Genomic DNA, 16251 nt, shown 5'->3' with positions numbered 1-16251 from the left:
TTATATAATATTGATAATAATGATGTTATATTATATTTAGTGTTATATAATATTAATAGTATATGATGCTGATGTTACAAAATAGAGTGTTGGAAAATAAAGTATCGGATAAGGTGTCCGGTAAATTGTCATGACTCATTAGAGGTAAAATATGTCTGAAGAAACATGTTGTGGTTTTGTAGAGAGATTTGAATTTAGTGAAAATGCAATAAACAGTTTGTCACCATTGGCACTGGCATATGTGGGTGATTCTGTATATGAGGTCTTTGTGCGTACATTTTTGGTAAGCAAAGGGAATGCCCCTGTGCATGTGCTTCACAAAAAGTCCATTAATTATGTAAAGGCAAAAGCCCAATCGGATATAATACATAGAATAATGGACGTTTTAAATGATGAAGAACTGGACATAGTAAGGCGTGGGAGGAATGCCAAATCCGGCACCGTCCCTAAAAACGCCAATGTTGCTGACTATAGATATGCTACAGGTTTTGAATCCCTGATAGGGTATTTGTATTTAAAGAAAAGGTACAAGCGTTTAATGTATATACTTGAAATAGCTGTTTTAGGAGATACGGAGGAGACTAATATAGATTATGGCAAAGAACATGGGAAAAAAGAATGTGAAAAATAATAAGAAAAACAATGGGAAAAGTATGGGGAATAACAACAATAGGGAGAGTAACAACAAGAAAAATTCCAACCTGGATATCAATCCGGATATACTAGAGGGGAGAAATCCTGTATTAGAAGCCATAAAGGCCAACAGAACAATAAATAAGCTATTGGTCCAGAAGGGAAATAAGGAAGGTTCTATAAATCACATAATTGCTTTAGCCAGGGAAAGAGGAATTGTAATACAGGAAACAGACAGGTCTAACTTGGATAAAATCTCAACTACCTACGCCCACCAGGGAGTAATTGCATATGTTGCTGCAAAGGATTATGTTGAAGTTGATGATATTTTAGAAATTGCACAGTCAAAAGGGGAAGAACCTTTTATTGTCATCCTGGACGGTGTAGAAGATTCACATAATTTAGGTTCTATTTTAAGGACTGCAGATGCAGTCGGTGTCCATGGGGTTATCATCCCCAAAAGAAGGGCAGCAGGTCTTAATGCGGCTGTTTCTAAAGCTTCGGCAGGTGCCATTGAGTATGTGCCGGTAGCGCGCGTTACTAATATTGGACAAACTATAGAGTATTTAAAAAAGAAAAATATATGGATAGTGGGAACGGATCTTTCGGGTGAGAAGACATTTTACCAAAGTGACCTGAAAGGACCGCTTGCACTGGTTTTAGGCAGTGAAGGGGAAGGAATGAGCAGACTCGTTTCTCAAAAATGCGATTTTATTGTAAATATACCCATGAAGGGTAATATATCTTCCCTGAATGTAGCCGTAGCAGGTGCTGTAATTATGTATGAAGTTTTAAGACAAAGAAATCTTTAAGAATCTTTAGTTTATCTACTATAGTAAAAAAATAAAATGCCGATAATAATACAAACGGTTTATTTAAAAAATAATAAGGCTTAGATACACAGTAATTACTTTACTTAAAGTATGGAAAGTGGCAAATAGCACTTGACAGATGGATTGACTCTAATGTATAATGTCAATGGGTGTGCTTTAATTTTGAGTGAAAAACTGCTTATCTATTTATGTTCAGTTTTTCGTATTTATTCCTATTCTGTATATCTAGCCTTAAAACCTTATAGTTAACAAAATAAAAGGGGGCGTTATTTTGAAGTCAAACGCGCAAATGGAAACAGCAAAAGTTTTTAGTACCATGGTTGATGAAGAAATAGTTGAAGATAGCAGAGCTGGTGATGATAAGGCCCTCGAGTATTTAATCAACAAGTATAAAGGTTTTGTCCGTGCAAAGGCAAGAACCTACTTTCTCATTGGAGCGGACAGAGAAGACATAATCCAGGAAGGAATGATAGGCCTTTATAAAGCAATAAGGGATTACAGGGGGGACAAGCTTTCATCTTTCCGTGCTTTTGCAGAGCTCTGCATAACCAGGCAGATTATAACAGCAATAAAGACTGCTACCAGGCAAAAGCATATTCCGTTAAATTCGTATGTTTCCCTCAACAAACCCATATTTGATGAAGAGTCCGACCGTACACTCATGGATATAATAAGTGAGGAAAGGGTTAGCGATCCTGAGGAAATGGTTATAAGCCGTGAAGAGTTTTCAGGTATTGAGACAAAAATGAATGAGATTTTAAGCGGCTTAGAATGCGATGTTTTAACGCGGTACTTACAAGGAAAATCCTATCAGGAGATTGCCGAGGATTTAAACAGACATGTAAAATCAATAGATAATGCCCTGCAAAGGGTGAAGCGTAAGTTGGAAAAGCATTTTGAAGAAAGCAGATCATAAATGATAAAGCAGTTTGTAAAAGCCGCAAGCAGCTTATTGTATATTCTTTGAAAGGGTTTATATGAAAGCTTTATAAAAGTTACAATAAAGCTATAATAAGCTATTATAAAAGGCGGTAGAAAGCTTAAATAGTAAGTAAAAAGTAATTATAAAAGTGAGAAGAAAAATGGCTACAAAGATTAATTATAACCTTTGTAGCCTTAATTTTGTCTTCAATGTATTTTTATTCAAATGTTTTAATTTCGATACTTATTATCTTAACATCTTCAACAGGTTTATCATTTCCATCCACTTCTACGGCTGCTATTTTATCCACAACATCCAGTCCCTCATAAACCTGTCCAAATACTGTGTGGCGGCCGTCAAGATGCGGAGTTCCACCAAGTTCAGTGTATTTTTCCAATATTTCCTTGTCGGTTCCGGCCTGTCCTGCAGCTCTCAGAGATGCATAATCCACTTTTTTATTTTGCACTATAAAAAACTGGCTTCCGTTTGTATCAGGTCCTCTGTTGGCCATTGAGAGGGCACCCCTGTAGTGGCGGTAGGAGTCGTGAAATTCATCTTCAAAAGGCTCGCCCCAGATGCTTTCGCCGCCTCTGCCGGTACCTTGTGGGTCACCGCCCTGGATCATAAAATCGTTTATTACCCTGTGAAAAATTACACCTTCATAATACCTGTTTTCTGCATGGGTTGTAAAATTTTCAACAGCTTTTGGTGCTATATCAGGGAAAAGTCTTATTTTTATTTCCCCCATACTTGTAGTCATAATTGCAATCTTGTCCCCTGGCTTGGGGGGATTTAGCTGCTCAAATTTGTTTTCCCCTTCACTTCCTGCGCTATTTTCCTTAGAGTTTGATTTGCAGGCTGCAATGCCAAATAAAAGTGCTATGGTTAAAAAAACAATAGATATTTTTTTAAACATATTTTACTTCACCTCATGTTATGATTTGTTCTTTGGACTACTTATATTAAACAGTATTTTGAGGTGTTTTTCAATAAGTGCTGTTTAAATTTAAATAATTGTTTACACTTTCTTTAAACTTTAATTATGCGCAATTGTTTAGATTTCCTTAATGGATACCCATATTTTAAAGACTTTTGATAAAAGTATTCTTTCCACTTTGAGTCTGTATTCTTTTTCTTCCAAAATAAAAACATCCCTGTCCACAACATTTGTCAAAAGCTCCATGTCAAGAGTATCAACTTCTTTTCCCAATATGCTTTCATATTGTTTTTTTATATATTTTTCAAATTGTATTTTATCAAAAATATCTTTTTCCACATTATCATAAATTAAATAAACTACGATATCTTCCACAATAAATTTATTTTTGTCCAGTTCCTCTAAAGACTCTTTGAGTTTTGTATATTTTATTTTGGTCTCTTCCACAGTATTTTCTAAAGATACTATTTTTTCGTGGTAGCTGTCAATCCTGTAGCTGATTAAACATGTCATTGCTGTGCAGCCAATTAAAATACCGGCTAAAAGTCCTGTTATAGAGGAAATTAAAAATTTAACCGCTATAGTTTTCATTTTATTATTGACTCTCCGCACTTTTGAATTAGCCTTATAAACCCGTACCCCATATTTGCACCTAAAACCGCTACCACAACGTAAACGGCTTGCTTTATAATTGATTTTATTTCCCCTTTGAATATGCCCTTTTCTATTGCTTCAAAGGAAGAAAATGTTCCTCCTAAAGCAACGGCTACTGCCCAGATTTTTACCGAGCCGGCGATGTTAAACATGGTTTTTAAAGGGGGGTGGTCGTTAATAAGTGCCCCGATTCCCGCTAAAAGGCTTGCGCCTACAATTACACCAAAGGATATTAAAAAATTATATATTATATTGCTTGGAAGAAAAGACATATTTGTCACCATATCTTTTAGATTATTTCTCTATATCCTATGACAAAGACAAAGGGTTTATTCTTTTAGGTTTTTTTCTTAAAAAGCGGTATAAAAAAAGCGGTTCATAGATACAAGACCATTAGCATAAATTTCTATATAAAAAACTTCGGGGTTACCGGAAAAAAATTCGGAATTACCGGAATAAAATCAGCAGAAATACCAAGAGAGTTATCAGATAAGTGCAAGAATAGAAATACCAGAAGAGATATCAGGATAAATACAAGGAGAAGTATCAAAGAGATATCAGAATAAATACAAGGAGAAGTATCAAAGAGATATCAGGATAAATACAAGGAGAAATACCTGGAGATATATCAGGATAAGTAACAGGAAAAATAAGCGGAATATAAGGGAAAATACGGGGGAAGGGTTATGAAGTTGAAAATACTCTTAATAGTTTTAAATTTTGTAGTTGGAACGGGTTTAATTATGTACGGGGTAAATTTAATGAGCAGCGGCCTTGAAAAAGCAAATGTAAAGTTTATAAAAAAGCTGCTTTCTAAATTTACCGGGAGGGTTTTTACTGCATTTTTAACAGGTACTTTCCTTACGGCACTGGTGCAGAGCAGTACAGCAGTGACGGTTATAACTGTAGGACTTGTAAATTCCGGCTTAATAAAGCTACCCCAGGCGGTTGGAATAATATACGGTGCAAATATCGGGACAACAATTACTGCACAGCTTATGTCCATAAAAGTGGATAAAGCAGCATATTTTATTGTGCTGCTTGGCATTCTCATAAGATGCATGTCCGGGAAAAAATCAATAAAAAGTTTAGGTTCTGGGGTTATAGGGCTTGGACTTATGTTTTCAGGCTTTAACATTTTAAACCTGAGTGTGTCATGTATGAAGGATAGCGCTTTTTTACACGGGATATTCCAGAAGTATGGGCAAAACTGCCTTTTGGGTATTTTTGCAGGGGTGATAAGCACCATGCTGGTACACAGCAGCAGTGCAACGGTGGCAGTAACAATAGCTCTTTTTAATTCCGGCTTAATAAGTTTAGATGCAGCTTTGGGCCTTATGTTTGGGGACAATATCGGAACTTGTATTACCGCCCAGATGGCAAGTTTCAAAATGAGCGTACACGGGAAAAGGGCTGCCTGGGCACATACCATGTATAATATAATTGGTGTGCTTATTGCTCTTGTTTTTTTCATGCCATTTGTTAAAATAGTACAGGGAATTACATATTATGTGGGACAGGACAAAAATAAACTTATAGCCAATGCCCATACTATTTTTAATATATTTAGTGCTGTACTGTTTTTACCTTTTACGAAATACTATGTAAAATTTATTGAATGGATGGTACCTGATAAAAATTAAAAAATATTTATTTTATATGATTTTTTTTATATAAATATATAATAAAAATAAAATATCATTATATAAATGTTAATAAAATTAATAAAGGGGTAATAAAATGTTTACATAATGTTCACAAAATTATTATAAAATATTATGACATTCTTTAATATTTTGTAGTAAAATAGTTAATAGAAGAATTGTTAAAAAATAATTATCAACTTTAGCTGTTAAATATTCACAAAAGCAATAGTATAAAGCATTAAGTTATAAAACTAAAATAAAATATATAGAACAGGGGTTAATTTACTATGTTGCAAGTTGTAAGGGATATAAAAGACAATCCACATTACGGGGAAGCATTTTATTGGATTTTTTTTATCTTTGCTATTTTAATAAAATGCATATATTTTCAATTTACCACTAACATAAATAATGAGCCATATTTTTCTTTTACCAATTTAATGATGACAATATCAACTTTTGCAATTATATTGATGATATGTGCTTTTATAGCACTGGTGTTTAACAAAAAAAGAATTCAGGCTTTGTTTGTTACAAACATTCTTTTAACTGCATTATTAATTGCAGATACTAATTTTTTCAGGTATTATTATGACGTAATCACAATACCTGTATTTAGCAATCTTGACAGCAGGATAATGAATTCAATTAATCAGAGTATATCAAGCCTTATTAATGTAGCTGATATAATTTTTATCATTGATTTTCCTGTAATGGTGGCAGGTCTCATTGTTTTAAAAAACAGAGTGGGAGAAATACAGTTTTACAAAAGGACGATAAGGTCACTGGTTTTATTGTTAGTGGGTGTTTTAACCTTTTTAAGTGTCTACGGTAAAGTGGAAATTACAGCCTTTGCATACAGTAACAACTATTCTGCACAAAATTTAGGGGTTTTTTACTCTCATTTTTACAGCACAAAATTATTTATAAGGGAAAAGTTATCTGAGGATGACGACATTACATATGAAGAAAAAGAAATGATTAAAAATATGTTTGAAACTAAGAATAAAGAAAGGACCGGAGGAAGATATTCAGGCATTGCAGAGGGTAAGAACCTTATTATAGTGCAAATGGAAGCTATTCAGAGCTTTATAATAGGCAGAACTATAAACGGGAAGGAAATAACTCCTAATTTAAATAAATTTATAAATGAAAGTATTTATTTTGACAATATATATTATCAGACAGCAGGGGGAAATACATCTGATGCAGAGTTTTTATGCAATACCTCCCTGTACCCTGTGGCAGAAGGAGCGGTGTATTACAGGTTTTATGAAAATACTTATCATTCCCTGCCTAAGGTACTGAAAGAAAAGGGGTATGATACATATGCCTTCCACGGGTATGATGAGGTATTTTGGAACAGGAATGTAATGTATGAGACCCTTGGGTTTGATAAGTACATTAGTGAAAAAGACTATGAATTGGATGAATTTGTAGGCTGGCATGGTGAGGCTTTAAGCGATATGTCCTTTTTCAGGCAGTCTTTTGATAAAATTGATACAAATAAGCCCTTTTACGGCTTTTTTGTGACCCTTTCCTGCCACCATCCTTTTGACTACTTTGAAGATTATGATTTTGACGTTGGTGAACTGCAGGGAACTTATTTAGGAAATTATATAAAGGCTGCACATTATGCTGATAAATGCATTGGCTATTTTATTGATGAGCTAAAAAGGCGTGATTTATTTGATGATACCTTGCTGGTTTTATACGGGGACCACAAGGCTATCCCAATAGTAAATGCAAAGGAGCTTTATGAATTTTTAGGCTTGGAGGAAAGGGAAGATATATGGGCAAAGCTTCAAAAAGTACCCCTTATGATAAAGTACCCTAATCAAAATACTCCGGAGGTAATAAGCCGTATAGGCGGACAAATTGACATTTTGCCAACTATATCCAACATGATGGGATTTGATTTCCCGTATGCCTTAGGAAAAGATTTGTTAAATACAGATAAGGAGTATGCAATATTTAGAAACGGCACCATAGTTACAGATGAGTATGTGTATATTAATTGTTCCAGGAATGTGTATGACTATAGCGATGGGACAATGTTGGATCTAGAGCTTTTTGAAGAAGAAATTTCTTCTTACTTGAAAGAGCTGCGGGTGTCTGATCTCATTATTACAAAGGATTTATTTAAAAAATAAATTAGGTTAAAGTATAAGTTAAAGATATCAAAAAGGGCTGTGCAAAGCATTTTTTAAGTGCTTGTGCGACAGCCTCTTTTATTTCACATATTATCATCTTTTAACCATTTTCCGTTTTTAATCATTTCTGGTTGTTAACCGTTTTTGACCGTTTTTACTGGCCGCAGCATTTTTTGTATTTCTTGCCGCTTCCGCACGGGCAAGGTTCGTTTCTGCCTATTTTATTGCTAACTGCTATTTTTGACCTGTTGTAATCTTTAATCATCTTGTCACGTTCTTCTTTTGAATAAATATTGTCCCACATTGGTAAATTATAGAGCCAGTGGGCTTTAGCATCCAGCATATTATAAAATAGTTTTTTAAAGTCAACTTCCAGTTTTACATTGGAATCTTCTTCTAATGCATCTAAGTCCAGCTCTTTTACCAGACTGTCATTAATTCCGTCTAAAAAACCTAAAAAGTGTGTGTTTTCCATTTCAAATTTTTTTGCAAGTTCACTTACAGTTCCCTCTACAACTTCATCATGATGGGTAAGTATATACTCATAGACATTTTTTTCTTGAATGAGATAATCATTCCAAAATTTATTCTGCTCTTCTTCACTTCTTTCTATGTCTGTGAGGTCTTTCCATTCACTGTATATACTCATTTGTAATTTATCTCTCCTTCTTATTTTTTTTTATGTATTTTAAATTTTTAAAATTATCATGAAAATTATTATAGCACAATTTATTTTTTTATAACAGCTTTTATTCTAAATACATCTCTGGCTCTTCCAAAGCCTAGCCTTTTTGACCACTGGGTGTCAAATTCTTTTAAATCCTCATTGTCCACTATGTCAATTTGAAAAATATCAATTCCACAGGACTGATATATTGGAAAAAGGGTTTTTTCAATGTATTCAACAGAAAGGGAAGGGAGATTTCTCCGGCTGATTTCCCCTGCTTCATGAAGGTCGTTATATGTAAACCAAATTTCCAAATGAGCCTTTGAGGGCTTGGAAATATTTACAATGTTATTTAATATGACAGGGTTTCCCTTTACCACTCCCTCCAGCAAACTTCCCCAGGGAAGGTTTACATATATTTTGTCTGCTTTATTGTATAGTTCCCGTGGCATTTCTTCTGCAGCTGCAACAACATAAAGGGCGTTGGAAATACCCCCTTTAGACGGCTTCTTTATGGATTTTGAGGCGTATTCTGCCATGTTTTCAGAGACGGGGTCAATTCCTACATAAAAAATGTCGGGGTTTTTTTTAGCATTTTTATATACAAATCTGCCATTGCCCGTCCCAATGTCCACAATTATTGAATTGTATCCTTCAGTTATTTTGTCAAAATCAAAAAAATCAACTGTTGTTTTTCCCTTTAGTACCTTCAATGTAAACAAATCCTTTGCAAACTATTTTAATAAGGTTTACAAGTTTAATACGGCTAAATGTTTAATAAAGCTACAAGTTTTTTAATTTGAGCTGTTTTAATTCAAGCTGTCTTTTTACACATGCCGTTTTAACATTAAGATTATAGCATTTTTACGTCTTTATGTACAAGTGGTAATGTTTTAGTTTAGAAAAACTTTAAAAGTGCTGGTTCGATTGAAGGCATAAAATTGGAGCAATAAAATTGAAGCTATTAAATGGGTGCCTATTAAATTGCCAGCTATTAAATAGGCAGTTATTAAATTTGGAAGTTATTAAATTGCAATTATTGAATTGAAATTATTAAATTACAGCTATTAAATTGTAGCTATTAATGGCATATGATATAATTTTTGTGAAAGGATTGCATAAAGGTATTTAAAGAAAGTGAGGGGGAAATTTTTTGCTTAAGAGGGTTAATACAATAATTTGTGTTTTGGTAATGCTGTGCACAGTTTTTATATTTCCAAAGAATAATGTATTGTCATCTGAATGGGAAGTAAAAGTGGGAAAGGGAAGCTATTCCACTGTTTTGCCCCCGGGTGCGGAAAATGTCCTGCCCACAATATACAGGACGAATAATTTAAAAGGACCCATGTCAACAAATGACTGGTGGAGTTCTACAGCTTTTTTGCGGTATTCAGAGAGACAATACCCCCATCCCCTTGCAGTGATAAATAAAAAAGAAGGTATACAGGTATATTACCCGGGACCTTCAATATTTGCAAACAAGGATGCCATTTGTGGATGGATGAACTTGCCGGAAGATACTCCTGATGATTTTACAATAGGGCATTCCCAAGTCCAGGTATTTCCTGATACAAGATGGATGTACCGGGCAATGTCAGACCCTGCTGATGCAATAAACCAGATGGAGGCAGGCATTGACGACAGCTCAAACTGGTTGGAGGCCGGAAATTCAAAAGCACACACTTATCATTGGATACATAATTTTAATGCCGTTGGCCATGTGTACAGAAATGTTACTTCCAGTCACCCGGTTTATGCTGTGTTTAATAAAGAGGGGAAAAAGACATATGTGGCTTATAACTACGGGAATTCCCCAATAACGGTATCTTTTTCAGACGGAAAAACCGTGAATGTGCCTCCAGGGTCCATGGCTGTATCGGCAGAGGAAGCTACGGGTGAGAGTTTGGTTATAGATGATTTTAACAGTTCTGCCCAATGGGATTCTGCTAAAAATGATTTGGGGGAAAAGATTATTAGAAATGGCGGGCTTTACAATTTAGAAGCCAATACCAATTTGTATTTTTTCTATAATGGAGGAAACAGTCCTGAATCCTTTGATACATATATAAACAGGGATATTTCTTCTTACAGTCATCTTGTTTTAAATATAAAGGGAGGCTCCGGCGGGGAAGAAAAGTCTGTAAGGATTATTTTAAACGACGGCTCAAATCACGGTGTTTCCCTGTCAGACTACGGGAATTTGACTACAGAATATAAAGAAATTAAAATACCCCTTAAAGATTTCGGGGCAAATTTAAAGAATGTGAATTACTTGAGAATTGAGGGGACGGGAACTGCTAAAGTTTTGAGAATAGAGGAAATAAGACTTTCTAAAACCGGGACGGTTTTGGTATATGGGGATCTTGATGGCGATGGGATTATAAATTCAAATGACTATGTATTAATTTCAAGATATATATTAGAGGTTATAAATAATTTACCCGGCCCCTATGCTAAAGAGGCGGCGGATTTAAACGGAGACGGCAGGATAGATACACTGGATGCCGCTATTTTGAAAAGATATTTGCTTGAGATAATTAATGAGTTTCCAGTAGGAAATTACAGATTTATTATTTTGTTAGTTTAGCTGCAATTTCAGCTACATATTTTCCTTGGAATCTGGCACCGGCCAGTTCTTTTTCAGACGGCATCCTGCTTCCGTCATTTCCGGCAATGGTTGCAGCTCCGTATGGAGAACCGCCCATAATTTCTTCCAGTGTATTTTGTTCGGTAAAAGTATAAGGCAGACCTACAATAATCATTCCGTGGTGAAGTAATGTGGTATGAAAGCTTAGTATAGTTGATTCCTGGCCGCCATGCTGTGTGGCAGTACTTGTGAATACACTGCCGATCTTTCCAACCAGTGCACCTTTTGCCCAAAGTCCCCCTGTTCCGTCTAAAAACTGCCTCATTTGTCCTGCCATATTTCCAAAACGGGTAGGGGTTCCGAAAATTATTGCATCCGCTTCAGCCAATTCATCAACGGTGCATATGGGTATATGTTCAAAGACTTTTGCAGCATCGAAAGCTCCAATTTGTTTTAGTAAGTCTTCGGGGAGGGTTTCAGGTACTCTTCTTAAAATAACTTCCGCACCTTCAACTTCCCGTGCCCCTTCAGCAACAGCTTCTGCCATTCTGTACGTGTGTCCGTAAGCAGAATAAAATACAATTAGTATTTTCATAAAATCAGCTCCTTAGTTTTGTTTTTTAATAGATATATAACCATATATTTATTTGTTAAACGTAAATTTGTTATTAAAAAATTTCAAAGAAATGAAAAAAATAATGCTGGACATATTTAAAAATTAATGTTATAATTGTTGTGTTTCCAGCAGTGCCCTCATAGCTCAGTTGGTAGAGTGCATCCATGGTAAGGATGAGGCCACCGGTTCAATCCCGGTTGAGGGCTCCAGGATTAAAGCCACTGAAACTATTGAATTTTAAAGGTTTCAGTGGCTTATTTTTATGTTTATGTGAAAATTAAAATTATTGTGAATAAAACTGCTATAAAACCTATTATACTTACCAAGCATCCGCCGCCGGTCACTATCCTTCCTATTTTTTGCTGCCTTCCGGTTTTAGTAGTGGGTATCCCTGTTTTTCTGGCTATTTTTTGTTTCATACCGGATATTCCGGTTGCCCTTTTCCAGGAAAAACTAAATCCGTATTTTTTTCTTCTCCGTGCCATTAAGCCAACATCTCCTTTACAAGATTTTAAACCAGCCTTAATCCGTCTGAATTTCTTAATTTTCCTGACAATTTGTGCCATAGAAGTATTTACACTTTTATCGGCTTTATTTACATTTTTATTAACATTAACGGCAATTTTATAAAGCCAGGTGGTAATTTTCCAGCTGCTATTATATTTATAAAGGTTTTTAAATACACTTATAAATGTTTCTTGAAGGATGTCCTCCGTATCTTCCTTTGATAACGTCATTTTAAAAATAAATGAATATATTTTATCTTTATAATATTGCAATTTAATGGAAACAACTTTTTTAAAGAATCCAGCTACCTTTACACTAAAAAATTCTGATTTTAATATTGTTGCAAAAATTAAAATATCAAAGGATCATGCTGAGTATTCAGTAAAAATTTTGTTTTAGATGAAAGTAATTTTTAAAAAAAAATTTAATTTTTGGGTTGACAAATATTAACATATTTAGATATAATACAACTCATAGATAAAAATAAATTTATTACAAGGGGAAGAATTTAATATGAAAAAGAAGTTATGTAGTGCAATTCTTATTTCCTTTTTATGCGTTTTTCTATGTGTGTTAAATTCACATGCACAGGTTCAAACAGAAGAAGGAATGGAGCAAAAGGAAGAGGTATATGCTAGCGTAATAAGTGAAAATTTGACGTTAAGCGGAAATTTTGTAGTTGAAGGTAACTTGTTAATTCGTGGTGGTAATGTGAATTTAAATGGGCATAATCTCATCGTAGAAGGAACATTGAGGCATGTAGATGGAAGTTTGAGAATAAACGGAGGCACATTGGAGGTAAAGGGCAACTACTACATTGAAACAATTGAAGGCGATGAATCAGATGGAACTTTGGTAATGTCCAAAGATTTTGATACTGTAAAGGTATTTGGGGATTTTGTGATGAATTCAGCAATGGGGAGTGGCTACAATGTTTTTTCTGCCGGAGTTATGGAAGTGAAAGGTAATTTTATACAAAAGGGATCTGGCAGTAGCGAAAACTTTGTTGCAAAATCAAATCATAAACTAAAATTAAATGGTGGTGACCTGATAATTACAGCCAATATAGATTTAAATGGGCATACACTTGTAGCAAAAGGAAATTTATGGCATACTGAAGGAAGGATCTCTGTAAATAACGGAAATTTAATAGTATACGAAAGTTATTACATTGAATCTTTTGAAGGCGGGCAAGTAGATGCTAAGTTAGCAATGTTAAATGAAAAAGATTATGTACAAGTATTTGGAGATTTTGTTATGCATTCAATTAGCGATAATGGTAGTATTTTAAGAGCAGGAACATTGGAAGTAAAAGGTGATTTTTATCAAAGGAACGAACGAAATAATTCAAATGCAGTACGTAATTTTGAGGCAAATGGAACACACAGGGTAAGATTAAGCGGAGATAAAGTGCAAACTGTTGTTTTTATAGATTATCCAAATTCAATGTTTAACATACTTGAAATAAGTCTTTGGAAACCGGTTATTTATTCAGAAATGAAGCGCAGGTATGGAAAGTACTCGAGACAGAAGAAAAATCTATACTTTACGGCGATTTAAATAATGATGGAGTAATAAATTCAGTGGATGCGTCAATGCTAAAAAGATATATCATTACATATAAATAAAAAAAATAAAAAACCTCCTTCATGTTTGGTGAATCAAATGTGAAGGAGGTTTTTTACGGGCTTTAATAATGCCTGACAATCCACCGCCGATTATTGCTACTTTCAAGTGCCATTTTGCGGGATCATTTCCCCAAAGAATTTTGCCACTTCAGTACATAATGGGTGGATAGGCATTTTTACATCTTCAACATATGAAATAGCTGCAACTCCCAATAAACTGTTTGTTAAAAAGCCTCCTTGGGAGGATTTAAGCTGTTCTTTAGTGATGTGTTCTTCATAAACGGTGAAATTTTCAATAACTTTTTGGCGGATAATCCCGGGCAAAAGTCCATCAGAGACGGGAGGGGTTAATATTTTGTCCTTATAAATGATAAATAAATTGGCAACAGCGCTTTCTGTAATATGACCCTTTTCATTTAAAAACAGGCAGTCGTCAAATCCTGATTCTTTTGCCTTCCGGAGTTCCAAGATATTTTCGCCAAAGTTTAGGGTTTTATGAGTCAAAAGCTTAGAGTGGCTGCTTTTTATCACATTACTAATGGTTACTTTTCTTCCCTTTTGGTATGTTTCTAAATTATATGAAATAGGGCGGGTCATGGCAAAAATGTTTTTTTCCGTGGCAATTATTTTTAAAGCGGTATTTTTTAAAGAACGAGCTTGTATCAATTTTTCCACAGCCTCAAAAGGCACATAATTCTCGAGCCCGAATTTTTTCAAACTGTTATTAAGGCGCTGGAGATGTTCCTTTAAAAAGTATGCTTTTTCCCTTATTAAAATGGTCTCAAAAAAACCAATGCCAAATTGAAGACCTTCATCCACTTTATATAATACAGCTTGGTTTTTCTCTTCATCAATATATATAATATCATCATATATAATTTCATCTTTTAAATAACTGTTTTTTTCCCCCATAATATACCTCCACAGGATTTTTAAACACCCGGTTTTAAATTAAATAGTCTGCATTCAGGCTTTTAAACAGGGCAATTGCTTTTGCAATGGTTTCATTGTACTCCCACATGGGGTCTGATTGGCTGGTGATGCCGCCCCCAACACCAATATGTGCATATTTGTCTTTTATTAAAATGCTCCTTATGACAACATTAAAATCTGCATTCCCGTCAAATCCAAAGTAGCCAATTGAACCTGTATATATATTCCTTTGGTTTCTTTCCAATCCGGAAATAATATCCATAGACCTAAGTTTTGGAGCCCCAGTTATAGAGCCGCCTGGAAACATTGCTTTCATACAGTCTACAGAGGTACAGCCATCCTTTAAGATACCGGTTATGGTAGCTACCAAATGAAAAACCGTGGCAAAGGATTCAACTTTAAAAAGTTCAACAGTCCTCACAGTGTCTTCTTTGCACACCTTTTTCAGGTCGTTTTTCTCAAGTTCCACTATCATTGCAAGTTCAGATTTATCTTTTTCACTGTTTTCTAAAGTCCGCCTGTTTATTTCGTCCTCATTAGGGGTTTGTCCCCTTGGAATGGTGCCCTTTATAGGGCGTGTTTCAACAATTCCGTTTTTGACTTTTAAAAACCTTTCCGGGGATGAACACAAGACATAAAACCCGTCTAAAGGCAAAAACGCCGAGAATGGGGCAGGATTTACCTTTCGTAAGTTTTCATAAGTGTCTTGAGGATTGTTTTGAAAAACACCGGAGAAGGTATGAGTCATATTAGCAAGATAAATATCACCTTTACGGATGTAATGTTGTAATTCTTTAACCGCCTCTAAATATTCTACTTTGGAAAAAGGGGATTTAAAAAAAGGTTTGGGCACTGCCTTTTCGAAAACTTCTTGTTTATTCTTAATGTATTTATTTTCAACATTACCAGCACACTTATTATTAAATTCATTATTTTTTATAAATTTATTATTCTTTATTAGAGTAACTAAAGCATCAACACTTTTTTCAGAGTCTTGTAGAATTCCAAGCCCGGTAACGGATACTTTTTTAGTGCTGTGGTCAATAATGACGGCATTGTCATAAAAAACAAAGTATACTTCAGGAATCGATGCAATTTGTTTTGCAGGCATTTTAATATTTTTAAGACGGCACCCAAAATCATAACTGAAATATCCTATAGCCCCTCCTATAAAAGGGAGGTCTGTAGAATTATTGAGTTTGTATTTTTGAATTTTTTCTTTTAAATAATCAAATACATTTATATTTGTACCCAGCGGGGAAAAAGATTCCCCTCCGGCTTTTTCATAAACACAATTATTTTCATATTTTACAGTTAAAAACGGATTTACGCCAATTATGCTATACCCGCCATAGGGAAGTTCCCTTTTTGAACTGTCTAAAAAAATGCAGTCTTTACCATTTTCCACAAGCTTATAAATATAAAATGCATCTGAAGGTGTGGAAAAGGTTTTTATATGAAATTGTACAGCCATATTTCACTCCTCATAGCCAAATAAATAGATAAATGCAAATAAAATATACAAACGCAAATTA

17 protein-coding genes and 1 tRNA gene are annotated in these 16251 nt (G+C 34.6%); 9 read left to right on the top strand and 9 right to left on the bottom strand.

Annotated elements, in window-relative coordinates:
- Positions 1 to 151: 151 nt before the first annotated feature.
- The 3 genes from HVS_RS15710 to sigH all read left to right on the top strand — a co-directional run bounded on the left by HVS_RS15710 (position 152) and on the right by sigH (position 2382).
- On the top strand, positions 152 to 631 hold the full coding sequence (locus tag HVS_RS15710) for a Mini-ribonuclease 3 (protein WP_101303831.1): 480 nt from the start codon (positions 152 to 154) through the stop codon (positions 629 to 631).
- Positions 594 to 1445 (top strand): 23S rRNA (guanosine(2251)-2'-O)-methyltransferase RlmB, encoded by an 852-nt coding sequence (rlmB, locus tag HVS_RS15705; protein ID WP_412779107.1) that lies wholly within the window; start codon positions 594 to 596, stop codon positions 1443 to 1445. The genes HVS_RS15710 and rlmB overlap by 38 nt, the downstream gene beginning before the upstream one ends.
- 292 nt (positions 1446 to 1737) lie before the next feature.
- Complete coding sequence (sigH, locus tag HVS_RS15700; protein ID WP_101303829.1) at positions 1738 to 2382, top strand: RNA polymerase sporulation sigma factor SigH; 645 nt, start codon at positions 1738 to 1740, stop codon at positions 2380 to 2382.
- 223 nt (positions 2383 to 2605) lie between these two features.
- On the opposite strand, the gene HVS_RS15695 is transcribed toward sigH, so the two are convergent.
- The 3 genes from HVS_RS15695 to HVS_RS15685 form a co-directional block, all read right to left on the bottom strand.
- Complete coding sequence (locus tag HVS_RS15695) at positions 2606 to 3304, bottom strand: peptidylprolyl isomerase (RefSeq protein ID WP_101303827.1); 699 nt, start codon at positions 3302 to 3304, stop codon at positions 2606 to 2608.
- A 138-nt stretch (positions 3305 to 3442) separates the two neighbouring features.
- Positions 3443 to 3916 carry a sporulation membrane protein YtrI gene (locus HVS_RS15690; protein ID WP_101303825.1) on the bottom strand — a complete coding sequence of 158 codons (474 nt, stop codon included), beginning with the start codon at positions 3914 to 3916 and terminating at the stop codon, positions 3443 to 3445.
- Entirely contained in the window at positions 3913 to 4251 is a 339-nt protein-coding gene (locus tag HVS_RS15685) for a YtrH family sporulation protein (protein ID WP_101303823.1), read from the bottom strand. The genes HVS_RS15690 and HVS_RS15685 overlap by 4 nt, the downstream gene beginning before the upstream one ends.
- A gap of 414 nt (positions 4252 to 4665) precedes the next feature.
- Between HVS_RS15685 and HVS_RS15680 the strand changes: the two genes are divergently transcribed.
- Together HVS_RS15680 and HVS_RS15675 are read left to right on the top strand one after the other, a co-directional pair.
- On the top strand, positions 4666 to 5622 hold the full coding sequence (locus HVS_RS15680; RefSeq protein WP_101303821.1) for a Na/Pi cotransporter family protein: 957 nt from the start codon (positions 4666 to 4668) through the stop codon (positions 5620 to 5622).
- A 290-nt stretch (positions 5623 to 5912) separates the two neighbouring features.
- A complete protein-coding gene (locus tag HVS_RS15675) occupies positions 5913 to 7778 on the top strand; it encodes an LTA synthase family protein (RefSeq protein ID WP_101303819.1) in 1866 nt (621 codons plus the stop codon).
- A gap of 154 nt (positions 7779 to 7932) precedes the next feature.
- On the opposite strand, the gene HVS_RS15670 is transcribed toward HVS_RS15675, so the two are convergent.
- Both HVS_RS15670 and HVS_RS15665 read right to left on the bottom strand, forming a co-directional pair.
- Entirely contained in the window at positions 7933 to 8427 is a 495-nt protein-coding gene (locus tag HVS_RS15670) for an SEC-C metal-binding domain-containing protein (protein ID WP_101303817.1), read from the bottom strand.
- An 80-nt stretch (positions 8428 to 8507) separates the two neighbouring features.
- Complete coding sequence (locus HVS_RS15665) at positions 8508 to 9158, bottom strand: methyltransferase domain-containing protein (protein ID WP_157942937.1); 651 nt, start codon at positions 9156 to 9158, stop codon at positions 8508 to 8510.
- A gap of 440 nt (positions 9159 to 9598) precedes the next feature.
- On the opposite strand from HVS_RS15665, the gene HVS_RS15660 reads away from it, so the two are divergent.
- The gene (locus tag HVS_RS15660; protein ID WP_101303813.1) at positions 9599 to 11032 is read left to right on the top strand and encodes a dockerin type I domain-containing protein; all 1434 of its coding nucleotides are present in this window, start codon (positions 9599 to 9601) and stop codon (positions 11030 to 11032) included.
- Here the strand turns inward: HVS_RS15660 and wrbA are convergent.
- Positions 11016 to 11627: an NAD(P)H:quinone oxidoreductase gene (gene wrbA, locus HVS_RS15655; RefSeq protein ID WP_101303811.1), complete on the bottom strand. Its 612-nt coding sequence runs from the start codon at positions 11625 to 11627 to the stop codon at positions 11016 to 11018. The two genes, HVS_RS15660 and wrbA, sit on opposite strands and share 17 nt — an antisense overlap.
- A gap of 154 nt (positions 11628 to 11781) precedes the next feature.
- On the opposite strand from wrbA, the gene HVS_RS15650 reads away from it, so the two are divergent.
- Positions 11782 to 11857: transfer RNA gene (locus tag HVS_RS15650), tRNA-Thr, on the top strand.
- A 57-nt stretch (positions 11858 to 11914) separates the two neighbouring features.
- Here HVS_RS15650 and HVS_RS16805 read toward each other — a convergent pair.
- Complete coding sequence (locus tag HVS_RS16805; RefSeq protein ID WP_207654785.1) at positions 11915 to 12385, bottom strand: sigma factor; 471 nt, start codon at positions 12383 to 12385, stop codon at positions 11915 to 11917.
- Positions 12386 to 12668: 283 nt separating this feature from the next.
- Here HVS_RS16805 and HVS_RS17420 point away from each other — a divergent pair, with 283 nt between their 5' ends.
- On the top strand, positions 12669 to 13715 hold the full coding sequence (locus HVS_RS17420) for a bactofilin family protein (protein ID WP_242971609.1): 1047 nt from the start codon (positions 12669 to 12671) through the stop codon (positions 13713 to 13715).
- Positions 13697 to 13783, top strand: coding sequence for a dockerin type I domain-containing protein (locus HVS_RS17795; protein WP_423230886.1), 87 nt, complete (start codon positions 13697 to 13699; stop codon positions 13781 to 13783). Before HVS_RS17420 ends, HVS_RS17795 begins: the two co-directional genes overlap by 19 nt.
- A 102-nt stretch (positions 13784 to 13885) precedes the next feature.
- Here HVS_RS17795 and HVS_RS15635 read toward each other — a convergent pair whose 3' ends face one another.
- On the bottom strand, positions 13886 to 14695 hold the full coding sequence (locus HVS_RS15635; protein ID WP_101303806.1) for an aminotransferase class IV: 810 nt from the start codon (positions 14693 to 14695) through the stop codon (positions 13886 to 13888).
- Positions 14696 to 14729: 34 nt separating this feature from the next.
- Positions 14730 to 16190 carry an anthranilate synthase component I family protein gene (locus tag HVS_RS15630; protein WP_101303804.1) on the bottom strand — a complete coding sequence of 487 codons (1461 nt, stop codon included), beginning with the start codon at positions 16188 to 16190 and terminating at the stop codon, positions 14730 to 14732.
- Between the last annotated feature and the right edge of the window lie 61 nt (positions 16191 to 16251).

The organism is Acetivibrio saccincola, from assembly GCF_002844395.1.
GTDB classification, from domain to species: Bacteria; Bacillota; Clostridia; order Acetivibrionales; family Acetivibrionaceae; genus Herbivorax; species Herbivorax saccincola.
Note: the sequence above shows the minus strand (reverse complement) of the source record. Positions and strands in the feature narration are given on the sequence as shown.

Coding starts and splice junctions, on each gene's coding strand:
- HVS_RS16805 (WP_207654785.1), bottom strand. CDS start 12,385: ATGACGTTATCAAAGGAAGATACGGAGGACATCCTTCAAGAAACATTT.
- HVS_RS15635 (WP_101303806.1), bottom strand. CDS start 14,695: ATGGGGGAAAAAAACAGTTATTTAAAAGATGAAATTATATATGATGAT.
- wrbA (WP_101303811.1), bottom strand. CDS start 11,627: ATGAAAATACTAATTGTATTTTATTCTGCTTACGGACACACGTACAGA.
- HVS_RS15690 (WP_101303825.1), bottom strand. CDS start 3,916: ATGAAAACTATAGCGGTTAAATTTTTAATTTCCTCTATAACAGGACTT.
- HVS_RS15685 (WP_101303823.1), bottom strand. CDS start 4,251: ATGTCTTTTCTTCCAAGCAATATAATATATAATTTTTTAATATCCTTT.
- HVS_RS15695 (WP_101303827.1), bottom strand. CDS start 3,304: ATGTTTAAAAAAATATCTATTGTTTTTTTAACCATAGCACTTTTATTT.
- HVS_RS15670 (WP_101303817.1), bottom strand. CDS start 8,427: ATGAGTATATACAGTGAATGGAAAGACCTCACAGACATAGAAAGAAGT.
- rlmB (WP_412779107.1), top strand. CDS start 594: ATGGCAAAGAACATGGGAAAAAAGAATGTGAAAAATAATAAGAAAAAC.
- HVS_RS15710 (WP_101303831.1), top strand. CDS start 152: ATGTCTGAAGAAACATGTTGTGGTTTTGTAGAGAGATTTGAATTTAGT.
- HVS_RS15680 (WP_101303821.1), top strand. CDS start 4,666: ATGAAGTTGAAAATACTCTTAATAGTTTTAAATTTTGTAGTTGGAACG.
- HVS_RS15675 (WP_101303819.1), top strand. CDS start 5,913: ATGTTGCAAGTTGTAAGGGATATAAAAGACAATCCACATTACGGGGAA.
- HVS_RS15630 (WP_101303804.1), bottom strand. CDS start 16,190: ATGGCTGTACAATTTCATATAAAAACCTTTTCCACACCTTCAGATGCA.
- HVS_RS17420 (WP_242971609.1), top strand. CDS start 12,669: ATGAAAAAGAAGTTATGTAGTGCAATTCTTATTTCCTTTTTATGCGTT.